Here is a 17,943-nt window from a genome sequence, read left to right as displayed (position 1 = left end):
ACCTTGTGCATATCCGCACATACATAGCGCTTTTATACCCGTATTTTTCTCCATGTGAACGACTTTATAATTTTTCTCACTTAACCATGAGGATACTGTATGCCAACCGCAATCATTATCAGCCAGCCAGGCGGACCCGAAGTACTCCACGCCACTGAAATTGAAATTAAAGCTCCCGGTCCTGATGAAGTTCAGATCCGTCATGAGGTGATAGGTGTTAATTTTGTTGATATTTACTATCGATCAGGCCTTTATCCACAGTCATCTTCCCCAGCCATACCCGGCTTTGAGGGGGGCGGCATAGTGACAGCAACCGGGATTAACGTCCGGGCCTTTGCTCAGGGCGATCGGGTTGCCTATACCGGCAATCCGATGGGAGCCTATACCGAAATCAGGAATATCCCGGCCAGTCGACTCGTCAGAATTCCCACAGATATTGATATACGAACCGCCGGGAGCTCCATGCTCCGCGGACTTACCGCGCATATGCTTCTTCATAGAGTCAGAAATGTCAGAGAGGGCGACTGGATTTTAGTACATTCTGCTGCCGGAGGTCTGGGCCAGCTTGTTACACGCTGGGCAACAATGAAAGGTGCTCGCGTCATCGGCACAACGGGCTCTGCTGCAAAAGTCAAAATTGCACAGGCGGCGGGGGCAAAAGAGGTACTTCTTCATACCGACGTCGCATGGGCGGATAAGGCACGTGAAATTTCTGATGGTCGTGGTGTACATCTTGCCATTGATGGGATCGGCGGAACCATGCTTTCTGCAACGCTCAGCGTGGTACGTCCTTTTGGCACAGTGGCAAGTCTGGGCCAACCGGCTGGCCCCATTCCTCCGGTACGCGTTGAAGAACTGGGATTCACCCGCTCAATTGCACTGATGAGGCCAAGCTCAATGGCTTATGCTGATGACGCAGAACTTTACGCGCAGGGAACGAGAGATCTTATATCGGCCCTTCAGAACGGACTTATAAACCCTGTAGGGGCAGAATATCCTCTGACTCATGCCGCTGATGCACACTCAGACCTTGAAGCCGGGCGCACCACCGGAAGTGTGATTCTGACTGTTTAGTTCAGGATGTAATCAGAAACAGAAAAACAATCCCTCTGTGATTTTTACCGCCCCATTTCACGCGTTTCACTTCTGAGGTCCGAAGAGATATCAAATGCTGATACCTCTTCGGACCAGTACATTAAACAGCACGCACTGGTCGACACGCTTTAATACTCTTCCCTGTCATTATGTTGCTTTAATTGCTTTCAACCGCGCTACGGGTAAGACCTGACAACACAAAATGAACATAACGATCTCCACCACATAAGACCCGTTATGTTGAGCTCAACATAACGGATCCAGCACAATGGCGCCCGGCTGCGTAAAGGTTTCAATCAGCGGCCGCAGGATGCTGAGCGGCTTCTCGGTCGGGTGGTGGCGGTTGCCGGTGTATTCCCATGGCATCACGTCCGGCAGCGGTTTTGCCGGCAGCGGCGGGCGCCCCTTCGCCAGCAGGTAGGCACTTTCATGCTGATAGCCGACAAAGGCCGACTTTGAGGCGTAGGGCTTGGTGAAAACCAGGTGACCGACAACGCGAAAACCCGCTTCCTTCCAGGCCTGCATGAACGTGTCCACGCGGTTCCAGCCGTAGAAACTGACCGCCAGGCTGTTATCTTTCAGCACCCGGTACATTTCCCGGCTCGCCGGCAGCACCCAGTCGCTGTTTACGTCATTCGCAATGGTGCGCCCGGACCGGTCTTTAAAGCCGACCAGGTACGGCGGATCGGTGAGAATGAAATCAATGCTTTTATCCGGAAAGCCGCCCATAACCTGTACGCTGTCGCCGTGCATAAATCGAGACATAGTGATGCTCCTGTGTATGAAGGGGGCACCGGTAGTGGTGCCGTGACCTCCACACAGACGGGCGACCAGCGGAGCAAACAGGGGCGACACCGGAAGCCGCACGCGCCGCCGGAGCGGACTGAATGTCCCGCGCAGGGCGGGAAACGGGTGAGGATGTCGGCGCAGCTTCCCTTATATGCCGGGGAATATATAAACTGGATCTGCAGGTCTGGCGAGGTTCGTGCAGCAGGGGAAGCTTCCGGGGCCTGCAAGCCCGTAAACAAGCGAATGCGCACGGACTGAGCCACTCATCATTAGCCCGGACAGTTGTCTGAACCTAAATTCGTATCGTAAGGAGGGGCACCATGAGTCAGCCGGATTTGCAGTGCGTGGGAATTGACGTGGCCAAGGCCACGCTGGATGTGGCAGGAATTGTAGGAATGCCCCCTTTCACAGTCAGCAATGACGGGGTCGGCTTTAAGACGATCACCGATAAACTCAGCGGAGTAAACGTTTCGCTGATACTGATGGAAGCCACGGGCGGACTCGAGGCAAAGATTGCTGTATACCTGCAGTCAGAAGGCTTTGACGTGGTTATTATCAACCCGCGGCAGGCGCGCGATTTTGCCCGTGCTATGGGACATCTGGCGAAAACGGACGGCCTGGATGCTGCTTTGCTGGCACAGCTGGCGCGCGTGATTGACCGCCACCCTGACCGTAACCGTTACATTAAGCTTATGCCTGATGCGTCCAGGCAGGCGCTGACGGCTCTGGTGGTCAGACGGCGTCAGCTGAATCAGATGCTGGTTGCGGAACGCAACCGGCTTTACCCCTCCCACCCCGATGGTCGTGAAAGTATCAGCCGGGTCATGATGGCCCTCAAGGCTGAACTTGCTCTTGTGACCCGCATGATGAATCGTCAGGTGCGGCAGCATTTCCGCGATCAGGCCCGCCAGATGACCAGCGTGAAGGGCGTGGCGGAAATCACCGCCGCCACCCTGCTGGCCGAACTGCCGGAGCTGGGTACCCTGACCCGCCGGGAAATCAGCGCGCTTGTCGGTGTCGCCCCCGTTAACAGAGACTCAGGAAAAATGCGGGGAAGACGAACGATTTCTGGCGGAAGGGCCGGCGTGAGGTGCACGCTTTACATGGCGGTAGTAACCGCCATTCAGTTTAATCCGGCAATCAGGGCCTTTTATGTCAGGTTAGTTGAAGGCGGTAAGGCTAAAAAGGTGGCGCTGGTTGCCTGCATGCGTAAGCTGCTGACCATCCTGAACGCCATGGTCAAAAACGGAACGTACTGGGAGGATCACTTCGCACCATCCTGATCATTCTGTCACAACCCAAAAATAAGTTCCGATTATCGCCGGAAGTGAATGATTAAGGCTGTTCTGATGCCGCCCGTAAAAAGTTCTGCAGGGCCATCAGCGCCCGGCCGGTCATGGCGATTTCCGACAGCATAACGGCATCGTGTTGCTTCAGCCACGTCAGCAAGGCGGCATCGGCCATGTAGGGGCCGAATGAGCAATATGCCAGATTCAGGTGCGTCAGGTTGTTGGCCCACACGTCCAGAGAACGATACTCTCCCTCGCTCAGCTGCGTAAGGAGCTCGTCCGTTTGCGCTTTGATTTCTGTAATGCGCAGGTACTTTTCATGCATGCTTTTCCGGACCTCAAAGTAGTTGTTTTTGCGCCTGACGTACAGTTTATCCGCCACTCAGCGGCGTGTGGTCACGAGAGGACGGCAGCAGTGACGCCGGTTCATTGCCGCCGTCCTTTACTCACATGCTTTATACCCTGAAGGCCTCAACCATTCCGCGCAGCGCGTGCGCCTGCTCAGACAGTGACTGTGAGGCAGACGAGGATTCTTCAACCAGCGCGGCGTTGTTCTGGGTCACCCCGTCCATCTGGCTGACGGCAATGCTGACCTGAGAAATACCCTGCATCTGTTCGGATGACGCCAGTGAGATGTTATCCATGGCCTCGGCCAGCTCGCCCACCATGCCCACGATTTTCAGAATACTGTGGCCGGTACCTGCCGCCACCTCTACGCCGCTTTCAACCTGCTCCACGGCCTGTTCAATCAGCTGCTTGATATCGCGGGCGGCCGTCGCGCTGCGCTGCGCGAGCGTCCTGACCTCGCCGGCCACCACGGCAAAACCGCGCCCCTCTTCGCCGGCCCGCGCGGCTTCCACCGCCGCGTTAAGGGCCAGAATGTTGGTCTGGAAGGCGATGCTCTCAATCACGCCGGTGATATCCCGCACCTTCGTTGCGCTCAGCGAGATGGCATTCATGGTTTCCGACATGCGCTGCACGTCCGCTTCCCCCGTACGGGCAAGTAACGCCGTTTCGCGGGCTGAATCGGCGGTCTGCCGAGCACCAGACGTGTTGCTTTTCACCGTGGCGGTCAGCTGCTCCATGCTGGCGGCCGTTTCCTGCAGTGCCGCAGCCTGCTGTTCAGTACGCGAAGAGAGCTCAGTATTACCCTGAGAAATTTCATCGGCAGCCAGCGCCACTGAGGCGGAAGAGTCTTTTATTTGCGAAACCAGTCCGCGCAGGTTTGCCTGCATGCCATCGAGTGACGCCAGCAGGCTGCTCGTGTCATTACGGCGCAGTGTCACCGGACTGGTAAGATCGCCCGCCGCAATTGCAGCCGCAAGCACCTGCGCCTGCGCTGGCTCCCCACCCAGCTGTCGCATCAGGGCGCGGATGGTAAACACACAGGTTACCACTGCCACCAGAATGGATGCGGCGGCCAGCAGTACCAGCGTCAGGGAAGCCCGGTCGGTTGCATTACTGTTCTGTTCAACGGCGGACTGCGTATTTTTCATCTGCACCTGCGCCATCTCGTTCAGCGCACTCTGCAGGGTTCTTTGCGCAGGACGCGTGACGCTCATCAGGTAAGCGGTGGCCTCCTGCTGCTGGTTGGCCAGCCCGAGCCGGCCGGCCCGCTCAAGTGCAGCAAGTGCAGTCCCCTCTGCCTGAACAATGTGGCTTAATATTTCGCGTCCCTGCGGAGATGAGTCTGCTTTCATCATCACCTCCAGCGCTTCCCGGTTTTCAACATAAAGGGCCTTCTGTTTCTGCAGACGATCCCATTCGGGTTTGATGGCCTGAGGGTCAGTCAGCAGCGCCATGTTACGAACGGCAATTGCCATATCCCGCAGCCCGCCACGCATATCCAGTGCAATCTGATACTTCTTCATTTTCACGTTGACGGCATCATCCATCCCATCGCTGGCCCTGCTGAGTGCGATAAGTGCAATGCCGGTGCAGATGACAAAAAGCAGGATAAGCAGGCCGAAGCCGGTAAAAAGTCGGGTGGAAATTTTCATCAGAGATATCTTCCGTATAGTTGGTTATCAGTGATGAATATCGACAGAATAAAATTCAACATGAGCCTGTTTACATAAAATTTATGACTGGGATTATTACAGCAATCACCCCAACAGAGTTATTTCTGTTTTTTTTCCGAGCCAGCACTAACACAGTTGCTTGCAGGCGAAGCGGCCCGGCTACCGTGAGGGCACGGCACTTTGCATCTGCCGGTTTCCGGCCAGAGGACGGGAAGCGGCAAAAGAGGCGGAGCGAAGCGACATCCTTATCGACAACTTAAGGAATGCCGCCGGTCGGGGCGGCATCAGGTGAAAATATCAGGGCCGGTGATCTTCCCACCGGCAGTCGCTGCGGTCACAGATGACGGGTGCATCCGGCGAACCGCTCATTCTCCACTCATCGAGGAACCGCAGCCCAGCCAGCGTCTCTGCCTCACGATTATCGAGCAGAACGATGCTTTTGAGCCAGATGCTGACCCGGTCAAACTGCCAGTAGCAGCCCTGCGAGCAAACGGGACGTTCCGGTGGCCACCAGTTTTCGCCCATCCGTTCGCACGCGGCTTCGGCCAGCGTAAAGTCCTGCCCGCTTAGCAGCATGTGGTATTCGTGTGAGGTGCTGCCCACCTCCTCCTGATAACTGACCAGCCAGACATTCATTCTGCCTCCCTCCGGGCCTTCACGGTTTCTGCGCAATCGCGCATAAATTCCCAGCTGAGGCTGATGTCAGCATCCAGCGTCCTGTCCGCCAGTTCGATCGCTGCCGTCACTTCATGTGGTGAGAGTTCTGAGTCAATGTCCTTAAAGTCGTCCGCCATCCAGATGTGGGCCACGCATGGCGTGTCCGGGGCAAATCCCGACAGGCTGGCCATCAGGCCCGCAAGGGTAAGTTCTCTTTTCATGGTGCTCACGGCGGGTTTCCCCGCCGCCTCCTGTCATCCGCCGTAATGCCCGACGTTGTTCACAATCCAGTCCGGCCCGGTCACGCAGGCGTAGCCGTCCTCATCCTCTTCACCCCACTCCAGCGAGCTGCTCATGCTGTCCGTCAGCAGGCCGTCGGCATACGCGTCGTAGCCGCAGAAGTCACAGCCGCTTTCGGCGTACCAGTGCCCGATGGTCACACCGAACAGCCCACTGAGGGCCGCAAATACGCGGCCATCCGGGGGTGACCAGGGTGTGTCAAAGTCCACCTCCAGAAAATCCGGCCCGCCGTCAGTCACTTCAAGCGCGTAACCGCAGGGCCACTTCACGCCGTACCGGGCGAGGTAGAACCCGTAACCTTCCGGCACATCAGCCAGCAGCCCGCCGATGAAGCCGTTGATTTCCACGTCGAGGCGCGTCGGCAGCAGCAGGCGCATGTCAAACTGCGCTGCGCCTTCACCGTTACCATCATTTTTCCCATATCATCGTCGGTACTGCTCCCATCTGGCCCCGCCCCGAAATCCTGATCCATTCAGAAACATAATTCCGGCAAGATATTCACTCACCTGAGCGGAGGTGGTGACGAAGAAAAAACACGATTTACCGAAGAGCAGATTGTCATTGCCCTTACCCGGAATTAACGCGATAACCGCGAAAGAAGAATCAGTAAAGAGGACTGACTGCTGGTGCTTGTTTTATGTAGTATCACCTTCAGCCTCTGACGAGAATGTTCATAGGAAATACCTACCATATCGGCGGCATTACGAAGTGTATTCCCAGCAAATAAGGCTTGGCAAAGTTTAATTTCTGTTTTAGTCATTGAATAAAGGGAGATGAGTATTCCTTCATTCAGAATACTTTCATGATCAAGCAGTGACTTTCCTCTGACCATGACGAGCGCCGGGGTGCCAAGGAGTGGCCTCCCAAAATCCGGATTAATCCGGCAAACTGTAAAGATGTAAGGTTTTCCATTTAAAGTTATTTGCTGATAAGACTCCGGAGGTGATCCGCTCATGAATGCATGTTTGATGGTTAAGAACAAAGAATTTTCAGCATTTTTTCCAGAGATAGTACGCCCCCATCCCTTTATCAGATGAGTTGAGAGGCCAAGAAGGTTCTTCATCTCACTGTTAATTTCAACGATATCCAGATTTTCTTTCAGAATCATGCAGGGTTCATTCAGGAATTCTCTCATCAGAAACTGAGAGGATAAGTGACAGGCGGTTTCAACCACGCTCGACGTGGTTTTTATAGCATGATAAAACGGCTTCCTGAGTTCATTGAGGAGTAATGTGATATCTATATTATTAGGAGAAAGTTTCCTTGCTTCATAGTGTATGCCAAGAAATATATTCTCCTGCTCATTAAGCCTGAACTTAATCCCTGCACAGGAGCGATTAACATCAATTTTCCTGAAGTGATCATGGTAGTATTCTGTGTCAGAGAAAAGTGTGTAAGGCATTTCCAGTTCTGAATTGAATACAGAACCATCCGGTTTTTCAGCAATGTAGTGAGCCCATGGATCAATAGAGATATAATAATTTTCGTAGTTTTTACCTATAGTGTCATCGATTCCCTGCCAGCTCATGCACAACGACTTTTTCCTTCCAGGTGAGTGATGAACGATATGCACACCACTCTCAGAGAGAATAGCAGACATACTTTTCATTACGGATTCCCACGACATCTCACCCCATGATGCCAGCTCAAGTAAATGCCCTATTTCTTTTGAGGGTTTATCCATACGTACTATCCGCACGGTCGTGTTCAGTGTACTGGCGATTATAAATCATCGAGTGGGATTGTGTGAAAGATAATTCTGAAATCAGGGGAAATAGTATTCAGTCACTCGCCCAGGAGAATTAGGGCCCGGTTCAGAAATGCCACCAGTTGCGACTGGTTCGATGTCGATGTTTTTTCAAATATGACTTTCAGGCGCTGCCTGGCGTGCTCGTAAGATATGAATGCATCTTCAGCAGCCTGGCGGAGATTCTTGCCAGTAATTAACGCCTCACATAGCCTCATTTCTGTTGAAGTGACTTTAAGAATGTCTTTCAAAAGATGCAGTTTTATTGTAGAAGGCGGCTTTGTTAAATTTTCAATTGAAAATATGAAGTATCTCTCCACAGGATGGGTGGACTCCGATGTGTTATTCTGAACCTGGCTGGCCTTGATAAGCCATATTTCGTTTTGTTCACGCAGATAAAATCGCTCGGTACCGATTATATCGAGATCAGGATTTTTTATATACGAGATAACTTTGTTAAGAACATCCTGGTTTCTGAATATCAGCTTCCCTCTTTTTATCTCTATTATTCCATGTTTAAGGCTATTTTCTGATTTTAGATCTTTGGCGTGAAGAATCATCAGGTTTTCATCTACCAGATAAAAGTCGCGAAAAAAATAAGAACTGCTGACTGCATTAAAAGAAAAGGTGAAAGTGTTTGATTTAAACATTTTTCATTTGTTTATACCTGAGGTATTGGTTTTCAAGATGATGTTTTGGCTTTTATCAGGATTCTTTATGTTAACAAATAAAAATAATCACCAGCACTCCCAATTGGGAGTGTCGCTCCCGTTTTTTATTAGTTACATTATGCTCAGACTAAAGCCAATCTGATTGGCGCTTGTTATTTTTTATAGCGAATTATCAATATGCGATTTACTTATAAATTCCGTTACGAGCCGGTAGTGAGCCTGCCTGGTCATATAATGGCATTAGAGATGCTCACCACTCTTTCAGACAGAGTTTCTGGAATTGTTTTTCCTTACTCAAAACTTCGCATAGATGAAAAAATTTTCATCTTCGACAACCAGCTTTCTGTTGCTGAGAAAATGGGGCCTTTTCTGGGTGAGGGAGTCAAACTGACACTTAATGTTGATGTCGAATGTGGCAAGTTTATCAGTTCCAATTACTCCGTCAGGCAGAGAATAAGTCTGATGAAGAAATATCTCCGCCTTGAGATAAGCGAAAACTTCAATTTTTCAGCTGGTTCGCCTGATAAAGGTGTTCTTCAAGAACTGTCTGAAACTTGTCAATTATGGCTGGATGATTTCGGCAGTGGAAATACTACTGTTTCTTCATTGTCCGAGTATAAATTTGAGATGGTCAAGCTTGATAAGTTATTTTTCTGGGAACATGAGTCAAAAGCGCACGCCATATCATATCTGATAGATACAATTAATGAATTTTGCAATGGCGTCATCATTGAAGGTGTTGATTCTGTTGCCCGCGACCAGACCGCCAACAGAATGAATATCTGCGGTAAGCAGGGATACCTCTGGAGGGCAAGGAATACCGGCCAATTTTATAAAAATTAAAAAACACTAATCAGCCGGACACATTCATCATGTTTCATGCTGGTGCTGCGCTCAATGCCAACAGGAATTGTTGGCTCTTTTCACTCTGTTTAAAGGTATAAATAATGAAGAAAATAGCTCTCATATCGTTAATCTCATCGTTGTTTCTCAGCACCTCTTCTTTTGCTGATGTGACCGCATCGGCTACCGCTAGCTGGGATGCCAGTGCCACAAAAGACACAACAAGCGCACTTGTTGTGACTCCACTTAAATCACTGACTTTTGATTATGCAGAAGGCATTGAAGGGTTTAATACCCAGGATGGTGCATTTGACATTACTGTCCAGGGGCAGTCTGGTGCGACAGATTTCACGCTCACCTCACAAATCGTATCTAACACCCTTACACGAACAGCGGATGCATCCACTCTCAGTGTCGGGGTTGCATGGAACGGTACTGCGCTTTCAAGCTCCAGCGCGACAACCATGATCAACACGGCAAGCAGTATCAGTTCCGGGCTTGAGCCACTGGCTGTCAGCACAGCCTACGCAGGCACTGACCGCACCAGTACGCAGGGCAACTTCACCTTTTCAATCGATTCAGCAACTTCTGACGGCAGTACTTCAGCGGCCTTTGCTGACCTGGCCGATGGCTACTGGAGTGGTGATGTCAAGGTTCAGTTCACCGCCACCTGGACAGTGTGATCCAATCCTGCTCTGAAGTTAAATAGATATGTAAACCAAGTCAGGAGAGCGATCTCCTGACTCAGAAAAATCATTATGAAGAAACTAATTTACCGTTCAGCTTTGCTGCTGATCTTCACACCTTTTGTAGCGTTCGCAATTAATGTGGGTGAGATAACTTCGATGATGCCACCGGAGGAATCAATCCTTTCTAAAGAGGTTACCAACACTACTGATGCTGCAAGATATGTCAGCATTAAAGTATCAAGGCTGTCGTCACCAATGGCCGACGGCATCGTGATTCCGATGGAAAGTGGCGGAGAATTACTTTCCACCCCTGCCAGCGTCATCCTGCCGGGTGAGGCAAAAGACATTTTCAGATTTATTTACAATGGGCCGGAAGACGCAAAAGAAAGATATTACCGTTTAACCTGGTCGGATGAACCACTTTCTGATACGGAAAATGCAGTGCACCGTAAGGCAGGAGAGGCAACAACGTCTGCATTAATTAATACGATTCTGGTTGTCGGACCCAGAAAGGAAAATTTCGATTTTAAAGTCAGCGGCGATAACGTCATGAATACCGGCAATGCTGCATTTCGCGTTATTTCCTTTGGTCCCTGCAGGTCAGAATCTGCTGAGGCGGGGAAAACATGCCGGGAACGTTATTACGTCATGCCAGGTAGTAGCATTAAAATTAAGTATACCAATCTTGCTGATGCCAAAACGCGTATAGGTATCTGGCATGGGAAAAATTACATTAATGTCAGGTAGTAAATTACCTCATGAGCAGACCAGTTATAGCTAGTCGTTTTTTTATTTTTTCTCTCGTTGCAATCCCGCCTCATTTAAATGCTGCGGATATCTACCTCAATCGAAAAGAATATATCATTCCCAGGGCGTTTTCAGATGCCCTGTGTCAGGGGATGTCTGTTCCTGTTTTTATAAAATACAAAGGTGATGTCACTGATGAAAAAAGCAGGCAGAAAATTGCAGATGCGATACTATCGCTGGATAAAAAAGGCTTCCTGCTCAGAAGTATATCATTATCAGACATTCCTGAGAATGCTGTGCTCAGCGCTGAAACAAAAAACAAGCTTTCTCAGCTCACTAACAGCTATTTTTCAGCCAGTAACTCTGTTGCTGTCGATAATAACAGTGACATTAAACTTGATATCAAATCTTTCTATCTTGAATTTAACGTCGCTCGGGAATCACTGGCTCCAGTGATTATGCCACGCAGTCATATACTGGGTGAATCGTCATCTGAAAGTTTCTCTTCAGTCCTGAACTATACCTTAGGAAGTTACTATAACACGTATTCGGATAACCAGACGGGCAGCAGTTTCATCTCGCTGGATAACACATCCTCATTACGTGAACACCATTTCAATCTTAATGGCTCTTTCTATGGTGTAGGTACCGGCTATGCCAGCAGCAACCTCTACCGTGCTATGTACGAAAGAGACTTCTCCGGGCATCGTCTGGCAGCAGGTATGGTGGACACCTGGAATCTTCAGTCGATCGCCAGCATGACCACGCTTAATTCCAGTAAAATTTATGGCGTCAGCTACGGCAACAAAAGCAGCACACAGATTGAAGATAATGCTCTGTCCCTGACGCCCGTTACGGTCTTCCTGCCAGCTCCGGGAGAGGTACACGTATACCGTGAAAACAGATTGCTGAGTATACAGAGCTTCGCAATGGGCAGTTATGAGCTGGATACTTCAAAGCTTCCATATGGAGTATATAATGTTGAGCTCAGGACCGTGATTAACGGAAAGGTCGTCGCCCAGCGCACGGCGCAAATAAATAAAACGTTTTCACGTAAAAGCAGCCTGACAGGCGAAGTCTCATGGCAGTTGTTTGGCGGAATGCTGGAATATAATAAAATCGACTACCGCCGGGCTTCTCACAAGAATCTCGGAAAAGTCTCGACATCACTGGCAGGCGGAGCTGCTGAAGTCACGCTGCCTTACTTGTCCGGCGTCACCTTAAAGGCCACTGGTTACACATTTGACGGAGTGGCCGTAAGTGAGACAGAAAGCAGCTTTTCCTTAAGCGATATGCTGAACTTTAATCAGCAGTTTATGTTTGCCTCAGATGCATCCCGCAGGACAATCAGCACGCTCAACCTCAGCGTGCCCGGCAGTTTTGCTTCCGTCTGGGGATCACGAGAACTCGGAACTGTCGGAGGAAAGCTCTCTCTTGAAGCCACCGACCTCTACACCTATGGCGGCACAGTCAATTTCAGGTCTCTGACCCCATATCTTGGCAGTCTGTCCGTCAGCAGAACAACTAATCGCCATTCCGGAAATCATTATACGAATGTGGACTACAGCCAGACGTTGTTCAATTCCCGGTATGCCACACTCAGTGTACATACCGGGATTCAGCGATATTATTACAGCAGGTCTGACAACTCGGGAACGCAGGATAAATACGTCAATATAGAGTTATCGATGCCGCTGAATACCTGGCTGAGTGCTGGCATTTCAAGTGAAAATGGGAATACACTGGTCAATACCGCAATCCGAAAAAGATTTGACGGAGAAGGAATTTCCAGCGCAGGGCTTTCACTGTCGCGTCGTATCAATGAAACCAGTAATACTACAGACTATACGTCCGGTAAATATGCGGCGAGCGGTTACGCATCATATAATACGCCGTACAATGATGGCACAATCTCTGTCTCCCATAACGCTGCCAGTAATACATATTTAACCCTCAACTCGCAGGGCTCTGTGGCGCTGGCGGGAAAAAAAATTGCATTCAGCAAGGAGAGCCAGCGGGCGGGCGTGATCATTGATACCGACTTTACCGGCGAGGGTGCGGTAGCCGCCCAGATTAACGGCCGGAGTTACTCCCTGACTAAAAAGAATAACTTTATTGCGTTGCCTCCCTATGCCCGTTACAACGTTGAGCTTATGAACGATCGCCGCTCAGAGGACAGCGTGGATATTGTCAGCGGAAGAAGGAGTACCGTCATACTCTATCCCGGTAATGTCCGTCTGCTCAGACCCGAAATTAAACAGCTGGTGACCGTTTTTGGCCGGATAGTTGACAGCGCAGGCTCTCCTGCGCCACATGCACACATTAATAATCACATAGGCAGGGCCGTGACGGACAAAAAAGGGGAATTCGCTATGGATATCGACCTCAAATTTCCATATATCAGCATTACCGACAATGAGGGTTCGGTTTGCGAGGCTGAACTTGATCTGACTGGTGCCAGAGGAGCGAAGTGGGTAGGTGATGTTACCTGTTCAGAGCAACAGTTAACCGCTAAGTCGGGAGAGAACAATGAAAATATCGCTAATTAAAATTCTGAAACTGACTGTTTTTTTCACCATTTTAGCTTCGGTCCCATGTGTCAGAGCTGCTACAGCCGTTAACAGCGGCTCAGGCAGTACGAGCTACATGTTTATAGAAAATAACATTGATGATGAATATTTTGTTACGCCGTCAGCCCTTGATCCACGATTCAGTGGTGCTAACACGTGGACAAAGTACTCCACAAATCAGACCAGCCTCGGATATATGGGGTTTGTAGGCTGGGCCAGTGCAAACAGTTATTTCGATATGTGGATAGACAGCTCCCCTATCGCTGTACCTTTTCAGGGTATACGCTGTATGTCATCTGGCAGTACCTGCCCGTCAGCAGGTTATATTTCACCGTCCGTTACGGACGACAACGGGTTTTATCATGCGTTATCCGGCAGCAGCGTGTACAACGGCAGCTATGGGTTTGCCTCTTTTACGGAAGCGGCATATCAATATTTCAAAGACAAGTCTGTTGGCAGCAGTAACGCCTTCACGCTAAATTTGTGTAATACCACTACGAACTATGATTATGCCAGTGGCATCCGCTGCAAAGACCTTACCAGCAACGCAACGTGGCGCTACTATACGCTGACCGCCACCAAGGCCGGGCACCTGACGCTCAACAGCACCGGAGCGCTGTCGGATATCTGGGTTGCAAGCGATGGTACGCCGAGCGTCAACAGCGGCACTGATATGTGCAGCGTGGGGGTCGTATTGGGAACGACCGGTATTATCTGCAAAATGGTTTCTTATACTCTGGAACAAAGTGCAGTGCTCAGTACTGCTCTCAGATTCAGGATGGTACTCGATACGACAACGCTCGGTTTTACGCCCGCAGCCGCCACGGTAAAATTCAGCGGGAACGGCTCAACATGGTACAATTATTCTACACTCACGCCCTACAGCAACGTTTTTACCACGTCCGGGCAGTACGTATACGTTTTTCTCTCGAATACATTTTTCAGTAACGTGCTGAGCAACGGAGCCTCTGTAACTAATAATAACTCCCTGTTTACGTTTTACTTTTATAACTCGATTACCCCAGAATCAGGGTATTACCAGTTTACTGCATCTAATGCTGTAAACATAACTCCCAAAGAATATGGTATCAGTATCGTCGCCACAGATGGCTCACTGAGTCCGAGTGGAACCGGAACGGTAGGAAGTACGTCACCAATAGAAATTGATTATAAGGTGACAACTTCTGCAACCCGCCAGGCCGATGAAATAACTGCGCAGGTAACCGGCGACAGCACCACCATCAGCGGGGTACCTTATTGTCTGTTTTCATCCTCTGACGCATCCCTGACGGTTCCGTTTCCGGCCTATCTCTCGTATACATCCTCCTCCGGCGGCACAGTTCAGCAACGCAACAGCTGCAGTGAATCGGCAATAGACATTACAGGGGCTAACTGGACGCAGACAGCCTGGGACTCCTCCACCGACGCAGGATATTATTTCACCACCACGCTCAAACTTCTGTTCCCGATGGACGATTCCCGTTCACAGTTTACTACTGATGGAGATGACTGGAACGGTACGGTAAGCGCCAGTGGTGAGATCAATGTGACGGCCACCTGGACGGGCGTGGATGAATAATTCTCATGGCTGACGCTCAAGCCTGACTAAGGATAAGCCATATGAAAAGATTAATAGTGTGCTTGATCTTCACCTTTTTTGGAATCACGAACGCCGTTCACGCGGCGTATCTTGACTCTATTATTTATGAGATGCCGGCCGATAAGGATTTTATTTCCCGGCGAATATTTAATGATTCCAGTAGTAATAAGATATATAAAATTTCCGCTTATGAGATAAGTTCTCCTGTAAAAAAAGAAGAGCTAAATGCATCCGGTAGTGAGAAATATATTTTATACTCGCCATTGAGTATTGCGATAAATGAGAACGAATCAGAGTTCTTTAAGATATTCTATCGCGGGCCTTCTGACGATAAAGAGAGATATTTTCGGGTGATATATACAGAGAGTCCGGTTGCGCTACTTCCATCAGGGGGTAATAAAAAACCGAAAGTCATACCGATGATTTCAATAAGCACGATTCTGGTTGTACGCCCAAGAAAAGCGAGGCTTTCTTATCTATTGAGCGAAAGTAAGGGAACGATAACCAATAACGGAAACACCTTTTTCCGTGTGATAATTCAAAAAGGGTGTCATGGGAGTGATGACAGTTCCAGGCAGTTTTATATGTTGCCGGGTGAGTCTTACTCAGGTCGGGATGTGAATAAAGAAAACAAAAAATTTATCGTTACCTCAGCTGGTTATATCCGAATTGGTTCGGGATGCAGCGACGTCATTCATTAATTAACGGGCCCTTCTTTTGTTACAGGATTTCCTGCAGCGAAGACGATGAATGTCACTCGTTTAATAATAAGCGGTACAGTTACGGTCATAAAATATGGCCGTAAAGGGGAGAAATAACTACGCCAGGTATGATGCTGAAGATGCTCAGGAGTATCATTGCAGATGCCACCCTGAAAAAATCCGCAAAGCTTTCCGTGATTTTTTCAGGGTTGACCGGGTCAATCAGCAGGGCCACCAAGTAGCAGGTGAGCAGGGTAAGGAACCTGCTGCCTGCTGAATACACACAGATGACAGAGGTTTCCTTCTGAATTTATCTGTGTCTTCGGTAACCTGGTCGCGCAGAATGATAAAATTAATCAGCGTGACACCGACAGTGTTATATTCATTCCACATATTGCTTCTTTTTTTGTAACTTTAAATTCGTGGGTAATGGAGGGCAGAATAATGGCCACAATATTCCTTCAGCGTAGAGAGCGGGATGATCAGGGAGGCAACACTGCCTGCGCCGGATAATCGTTTCAGATTTAAATGTTTCCCGGCGGATTTAAGTCCGCGCTGAGGGTGACCTATTCAGGTAAATAAGCATCGTCCGGGACGCGGTTCATGTTTATCTTGGCGTTTATCAGTCTTGTCGGGCAGTCAGGCCGTCAGACTGACTACCCGACACTGAATGGTTTATTCATCATGCTGTCGCTCCGGACGCCGCCCATACTTTCAGACCCGCGAACGGTTATTCTTTTTATCATTATCAGATCAACTTACCCCGTGCGCCCGGTCTGGTTTTTTATCTGAAGCGTACCAGGCATGCAGCCCAGAGTGCCTGGTACGAGCGTGACGGGCCTCTCTGGCTTAACTTCGCTTTATCGTCAGTAATTTACGGTACATTTTCCGCCGGAAACGCAACCGATCGCCCCGCTTTTTATTCCGGGCCGTCCAGGTATCCGGACTGTACGCGAAAAACACGCCTGTACTCAGTGCGATGCCATCGTGCAGGCCCCCGCGCCTTCGCGGCCCATCGAGCGGGGTATAGCAGGACCAGGGTTGCTGGCCCGCGTACTGACCTCTAAGTATGCAGAGCACACTCCGCTGTATCGCCAGTCTGAAATATACGGCCGCCAGGGTTTGGAGCTGAGTCGCTCACTGCTGTCGGGCTGGGTGGATGCATGTTACCGACTACTGTAACCGCAGGAAGAAGCACTTAGGAACTATGTGCTGACTGACGGCAAGCTCCACGCCGATGACACGCCCGTCCCGGTGCTGTTGCCTGGTAATAAGAGGACGAAGACCGGGCGGTTGTGGACGTATGTCCGTGATGACCGCAATGCCGGGTCAGAGCTGGCACCGGCCGTGTGGTTCGCTTACAGCGCGGACAGAAAAGGTATTCACCCTCAGACCCATCTTGCCGGCTTCAGCGGTGTACTGCAGGCGGATGCGTACGCCGGGTTCAACGAACTGTACCGCAATGGCCGGATAACGGAAGCAGCCTGCTTGGCTCATGCCCGCCGAAAGATCCACGATGTGCATGTCCGCACCCCGTCAGCCCCGAAGGAAGAAGCACTGAGGCTAATTGGTCAGTTGTACACCATAGAGGCGGATATAAGGGGAATGCCGGCGGAGCAGCGGCTTGCTGAACGTCAGCGAAAAAAGAAACCGCTGTTGGACCCCCTGGAAAGCTGGATGCGTGAAAAGATGAAAACCCTGTCGCGACACTCGGAGCTGACAAAAGCGTTCGCGTACGCACTTAACCAGTGGCCGGCACTGACGTACTATGCGGGCGATGGCTGGGCCAAAGCAGACAATAACATCGCTGAAAATGCCCTGCGGACGGTCAGTCTGGGTCGTAAAAACTTCCTGTTCTTCGGTTCTGACCATGGCGGTGATCGGGGATCACTGCTGTACAGTCTGATCGGGACGTTCAAACTAAACAGCGTGGATCCAGAAGGCTACCTCCGCTATTTGCTTGGCGTCATCGCCGACTGGCCGGTCAACCGGGTCAGCGAACTGCTACCCTGGCGCATCACACTGCCAGCTGAATAACACATCCCCGTCAATACGGCCCTCGGTGTACGCTTACCTTAAATCCTCAAATTAATAACGCACAACTATTTCATCCGTATTAATAATCATGTAAAAGTCACACCAGCTGAGATATCAGAGGTATTTTAAAGGCTGACTACCATTATTAATCACACATAAATATGTTTCGCTCTATTCGGCACTAATC

Annotated in this window: 14 protein-coding genes and 3 pseudogenes; 9 read left to right on the top strand and 8 right to left on the bottom strand. The window is 50.1% G+C overall.

Going from position 1 to position 17,943, the window contains the following annotated elements; all coding sequences use genetic code 11:
• Positions 1-99 precede the first annotated feature (99 nt).
• Positions 100-1,074, top strand: a complete 975-nt coding sequence (locus tag AC6I8P_RS23090; RefSeq protein ID WP_059012603.1) for a quinone oxidoreductase family protein — start codon at positions 100-102, stop codon at positions 1,072-1,074.
• Positions 1,075-1,350: 276 nt separating this feature from the next.
• On the opposite strand, the pseudogene AC6I8P_RS23085 reads toward AC6I8P_RS23090, so the two are convergent.
• Positions 1,351-1,860: pseudogene (locus AC6I8P_RS23085) on the bottom strand (DNA methyltransferase); the annotation flags it as partial.
• Between the two features lie 344 nt (positions 1,861-2,204).
• On the opposite strand from AC6I8P_RS23085, the gene AC6I8P_RS23080 reads away from it, so the two are divergent.
• Positions 2,205-3,167, top strand: a complete 963-nt coding sequence (locus AC6I8P_RS23080) for an IS110 family RNA-guided transposase (RefSeq protein WP_059012601.1) — start codon at positions 2,205-2,207, stop codon at positions 3,165-3,167.
• 52 nt (positions 3,168-3,219) lie between these two features.
• Here AC6I8P_RS23080 and AC6I8P_RS23075 read toward each other — a convergent pair whose 3' ends face one another.
• The 7 genes and pseudogenes from AC6I8P_RS23075 to AC6I8P_RS23045 form a co-directional block, all read right to left on the bottom strand.
• A complete protein-coding gene (locus AC6I8P_RS23075; protein WP_059012599.1) occupies positions 3,220-3,498 on the bottom strand; it encodes a hypothetical protein in 279 nt (92 codons plus the stop codon).
• Between the two features lie 130 nt (positions 3,499-3,628).
• The gene (locus AC6I8P_RS23070) at positions 3,629-5,173 is read right to left on the bottom strand and encodes a methyl-accepting chemotaxis protein (RefSeq protein WP_059012597.1); all 1,545 of its coding nucleotides are present in this window, start codon (positions 5,171-5,173) and stop codon (positions 3,629-3,631) included.
• Positions 5,174-5,491: 318 nt separating this feature from the next.
• A complete protein-coding gene (locus tag AC6I8P_RS23065; RefSeq protein WP_059012595.1) occupies positions 5,492-5,830 on the bottom strand; it encodes a hypothetical protein in 339 nt (112 codons plus the stop codon).
• Positions 5,827-6,072, bottom strand: coding sequence for a hypothetical protein (locus tag AC6I8P_RS23060; protein WP_230201151.1), 246 nt, complete (start codon positions 6,070-6,072; stop codon positions 5,827-5,829). Before AC6I8P_RS23060 ends, AC6I8P_RS23065 begins: the two co-directional genes overlap by 4 nt.
• A gap of 33 nt (positions 6,073-6,105) precedes the next feature.
• Positions 6,106-6,561, bottom strand: a pseudogene (locus AC6I8P_RS23055) (DUF1281 family ferredoxin-like fold protein); the annotation flags it as partial.
• Positions 6,562-6,728: 167 nt separating this feature from the next.
• On the bottom strand, positions 6,729-7,835 hold the full coding sequence (locus AC6I8P_RS23050; RefSeq protein WP_153010197.1) for a hypothetical protein: 1,107 nt from the start codon (positions 7,833-7,835) through the stop codon (positions 6,729-6,731).
• Between the two features lie 101 nt (positions 7,836-7,936).
• Positions 7,937-8,458 (bottom strand): hypothetical protein, encoded by a 522-nt coding sequence (locus tag AC6I8P_RS23045; RefSeq protein ID WP_153010196.1) that lies wholly within the window; start codon positions 8,456-8,458, stop codon positions 7,937-7,939.
• Between the two features lie 288 nt (positions 8,459-8,746).
• Between AC6I8P_RS23045 and AC6I8P_RS23040 the strand changes: the two genes are divergently transcribed.
• From AC6I8P_RS23040 to tnpC, 7 genes and pseudogenes are all read left to right on the top strand, one after another.
• Positions 8,747-9,412: an EAL domain-containing protein gene (locus tag AC6I8P_RS23040; RefSeq protein ID WP_498013360.1), complete on the top strand. Its 666-nt coding sequence runs from the start codon at positions 8,747-8,749 to the stop codon at positions 9,410-9,412.
• 104 nt (positions 9,413-9,516) lie between these two features.
• Positions 9,517-10,095 carry a common pilus major fimbrillin subunit EcpA gene (gene ecpA / locus AC6I8P_RS23035; protein ID WP_059013082.1) on the top strand — a complete coding sequence of 193 codons (579 nt, stop codon included), beginning with the start codon at positions 9,517-9,519 and terminating at the stop codon, positions 10,093-10,095.
• Between the two features lie 75 nt (positions 10,096-10,170).
• Entirely contained in the window at positions 10,171-10,848 is a 678-nt protein-coding gene (locus tag AC6I8P_RS23030) for an EcpB family pilus assembly chaperone (RefSeq protein ID WP_059013084.1), read from the top strand.
• 11 nt (positions 10,849-10,859) lie between these two features.
• On the top strand, positions 10,860-13,397 hold the full coding sequence (locus AC6I8P_RS23025; protein WP_498013359.1) for a CS1-pili formation C-terminal domain-containing protein: 2,538 nt from the start codon (positions 10,860-10,862) through the stop codon (positions 13,395-13,397).
• A complete protein-coding gene (locus AC6I8P_RS23020) occupies positions 13,378-14,997 on the top strand; it encodes a fimbrial adhesin EcpD family protein (protein ID WP_498031378.1) in 1,620 nt (539 codons plus the stop codon). The genes AC6I8P_RS23025 and AC6I8P_RS23020 overlap by 20 nt, the downstream gene beginning before the upstream one ends.
• 41 nt (positions 14,998-15,038) lie before the next feature.
• Complete coding sequence (locus AC6I8P_RS23015; protein WP_059012775.1) at positions 15,039-15,719, top strand: hypothetical protein; 681 nt, start codon at positions 15,039-15,041, stop codon at positions 15,717-15,719.
• Between the two features lie 939 nt (positions 15,720-16,658).
• Positions 16,659-17,756, top strand: a pseudogene (gene tnpC / locus AC6I8P_RS23010) (IS66 family transposase); the annotation flags it as partial.
• Positions 17,757-17,943: the final 187 nt, after the last annotated feature.

It is taken from the genome of gamma proteobacterium symbiont of Lampromicra miyakona, from assembly GCF_059730895.1.
The sequence above is the reverse complement of the archived record's forward strand: the minus strand, read 5'-3'. Positions and strand labels throughout refer to the sequence as shown.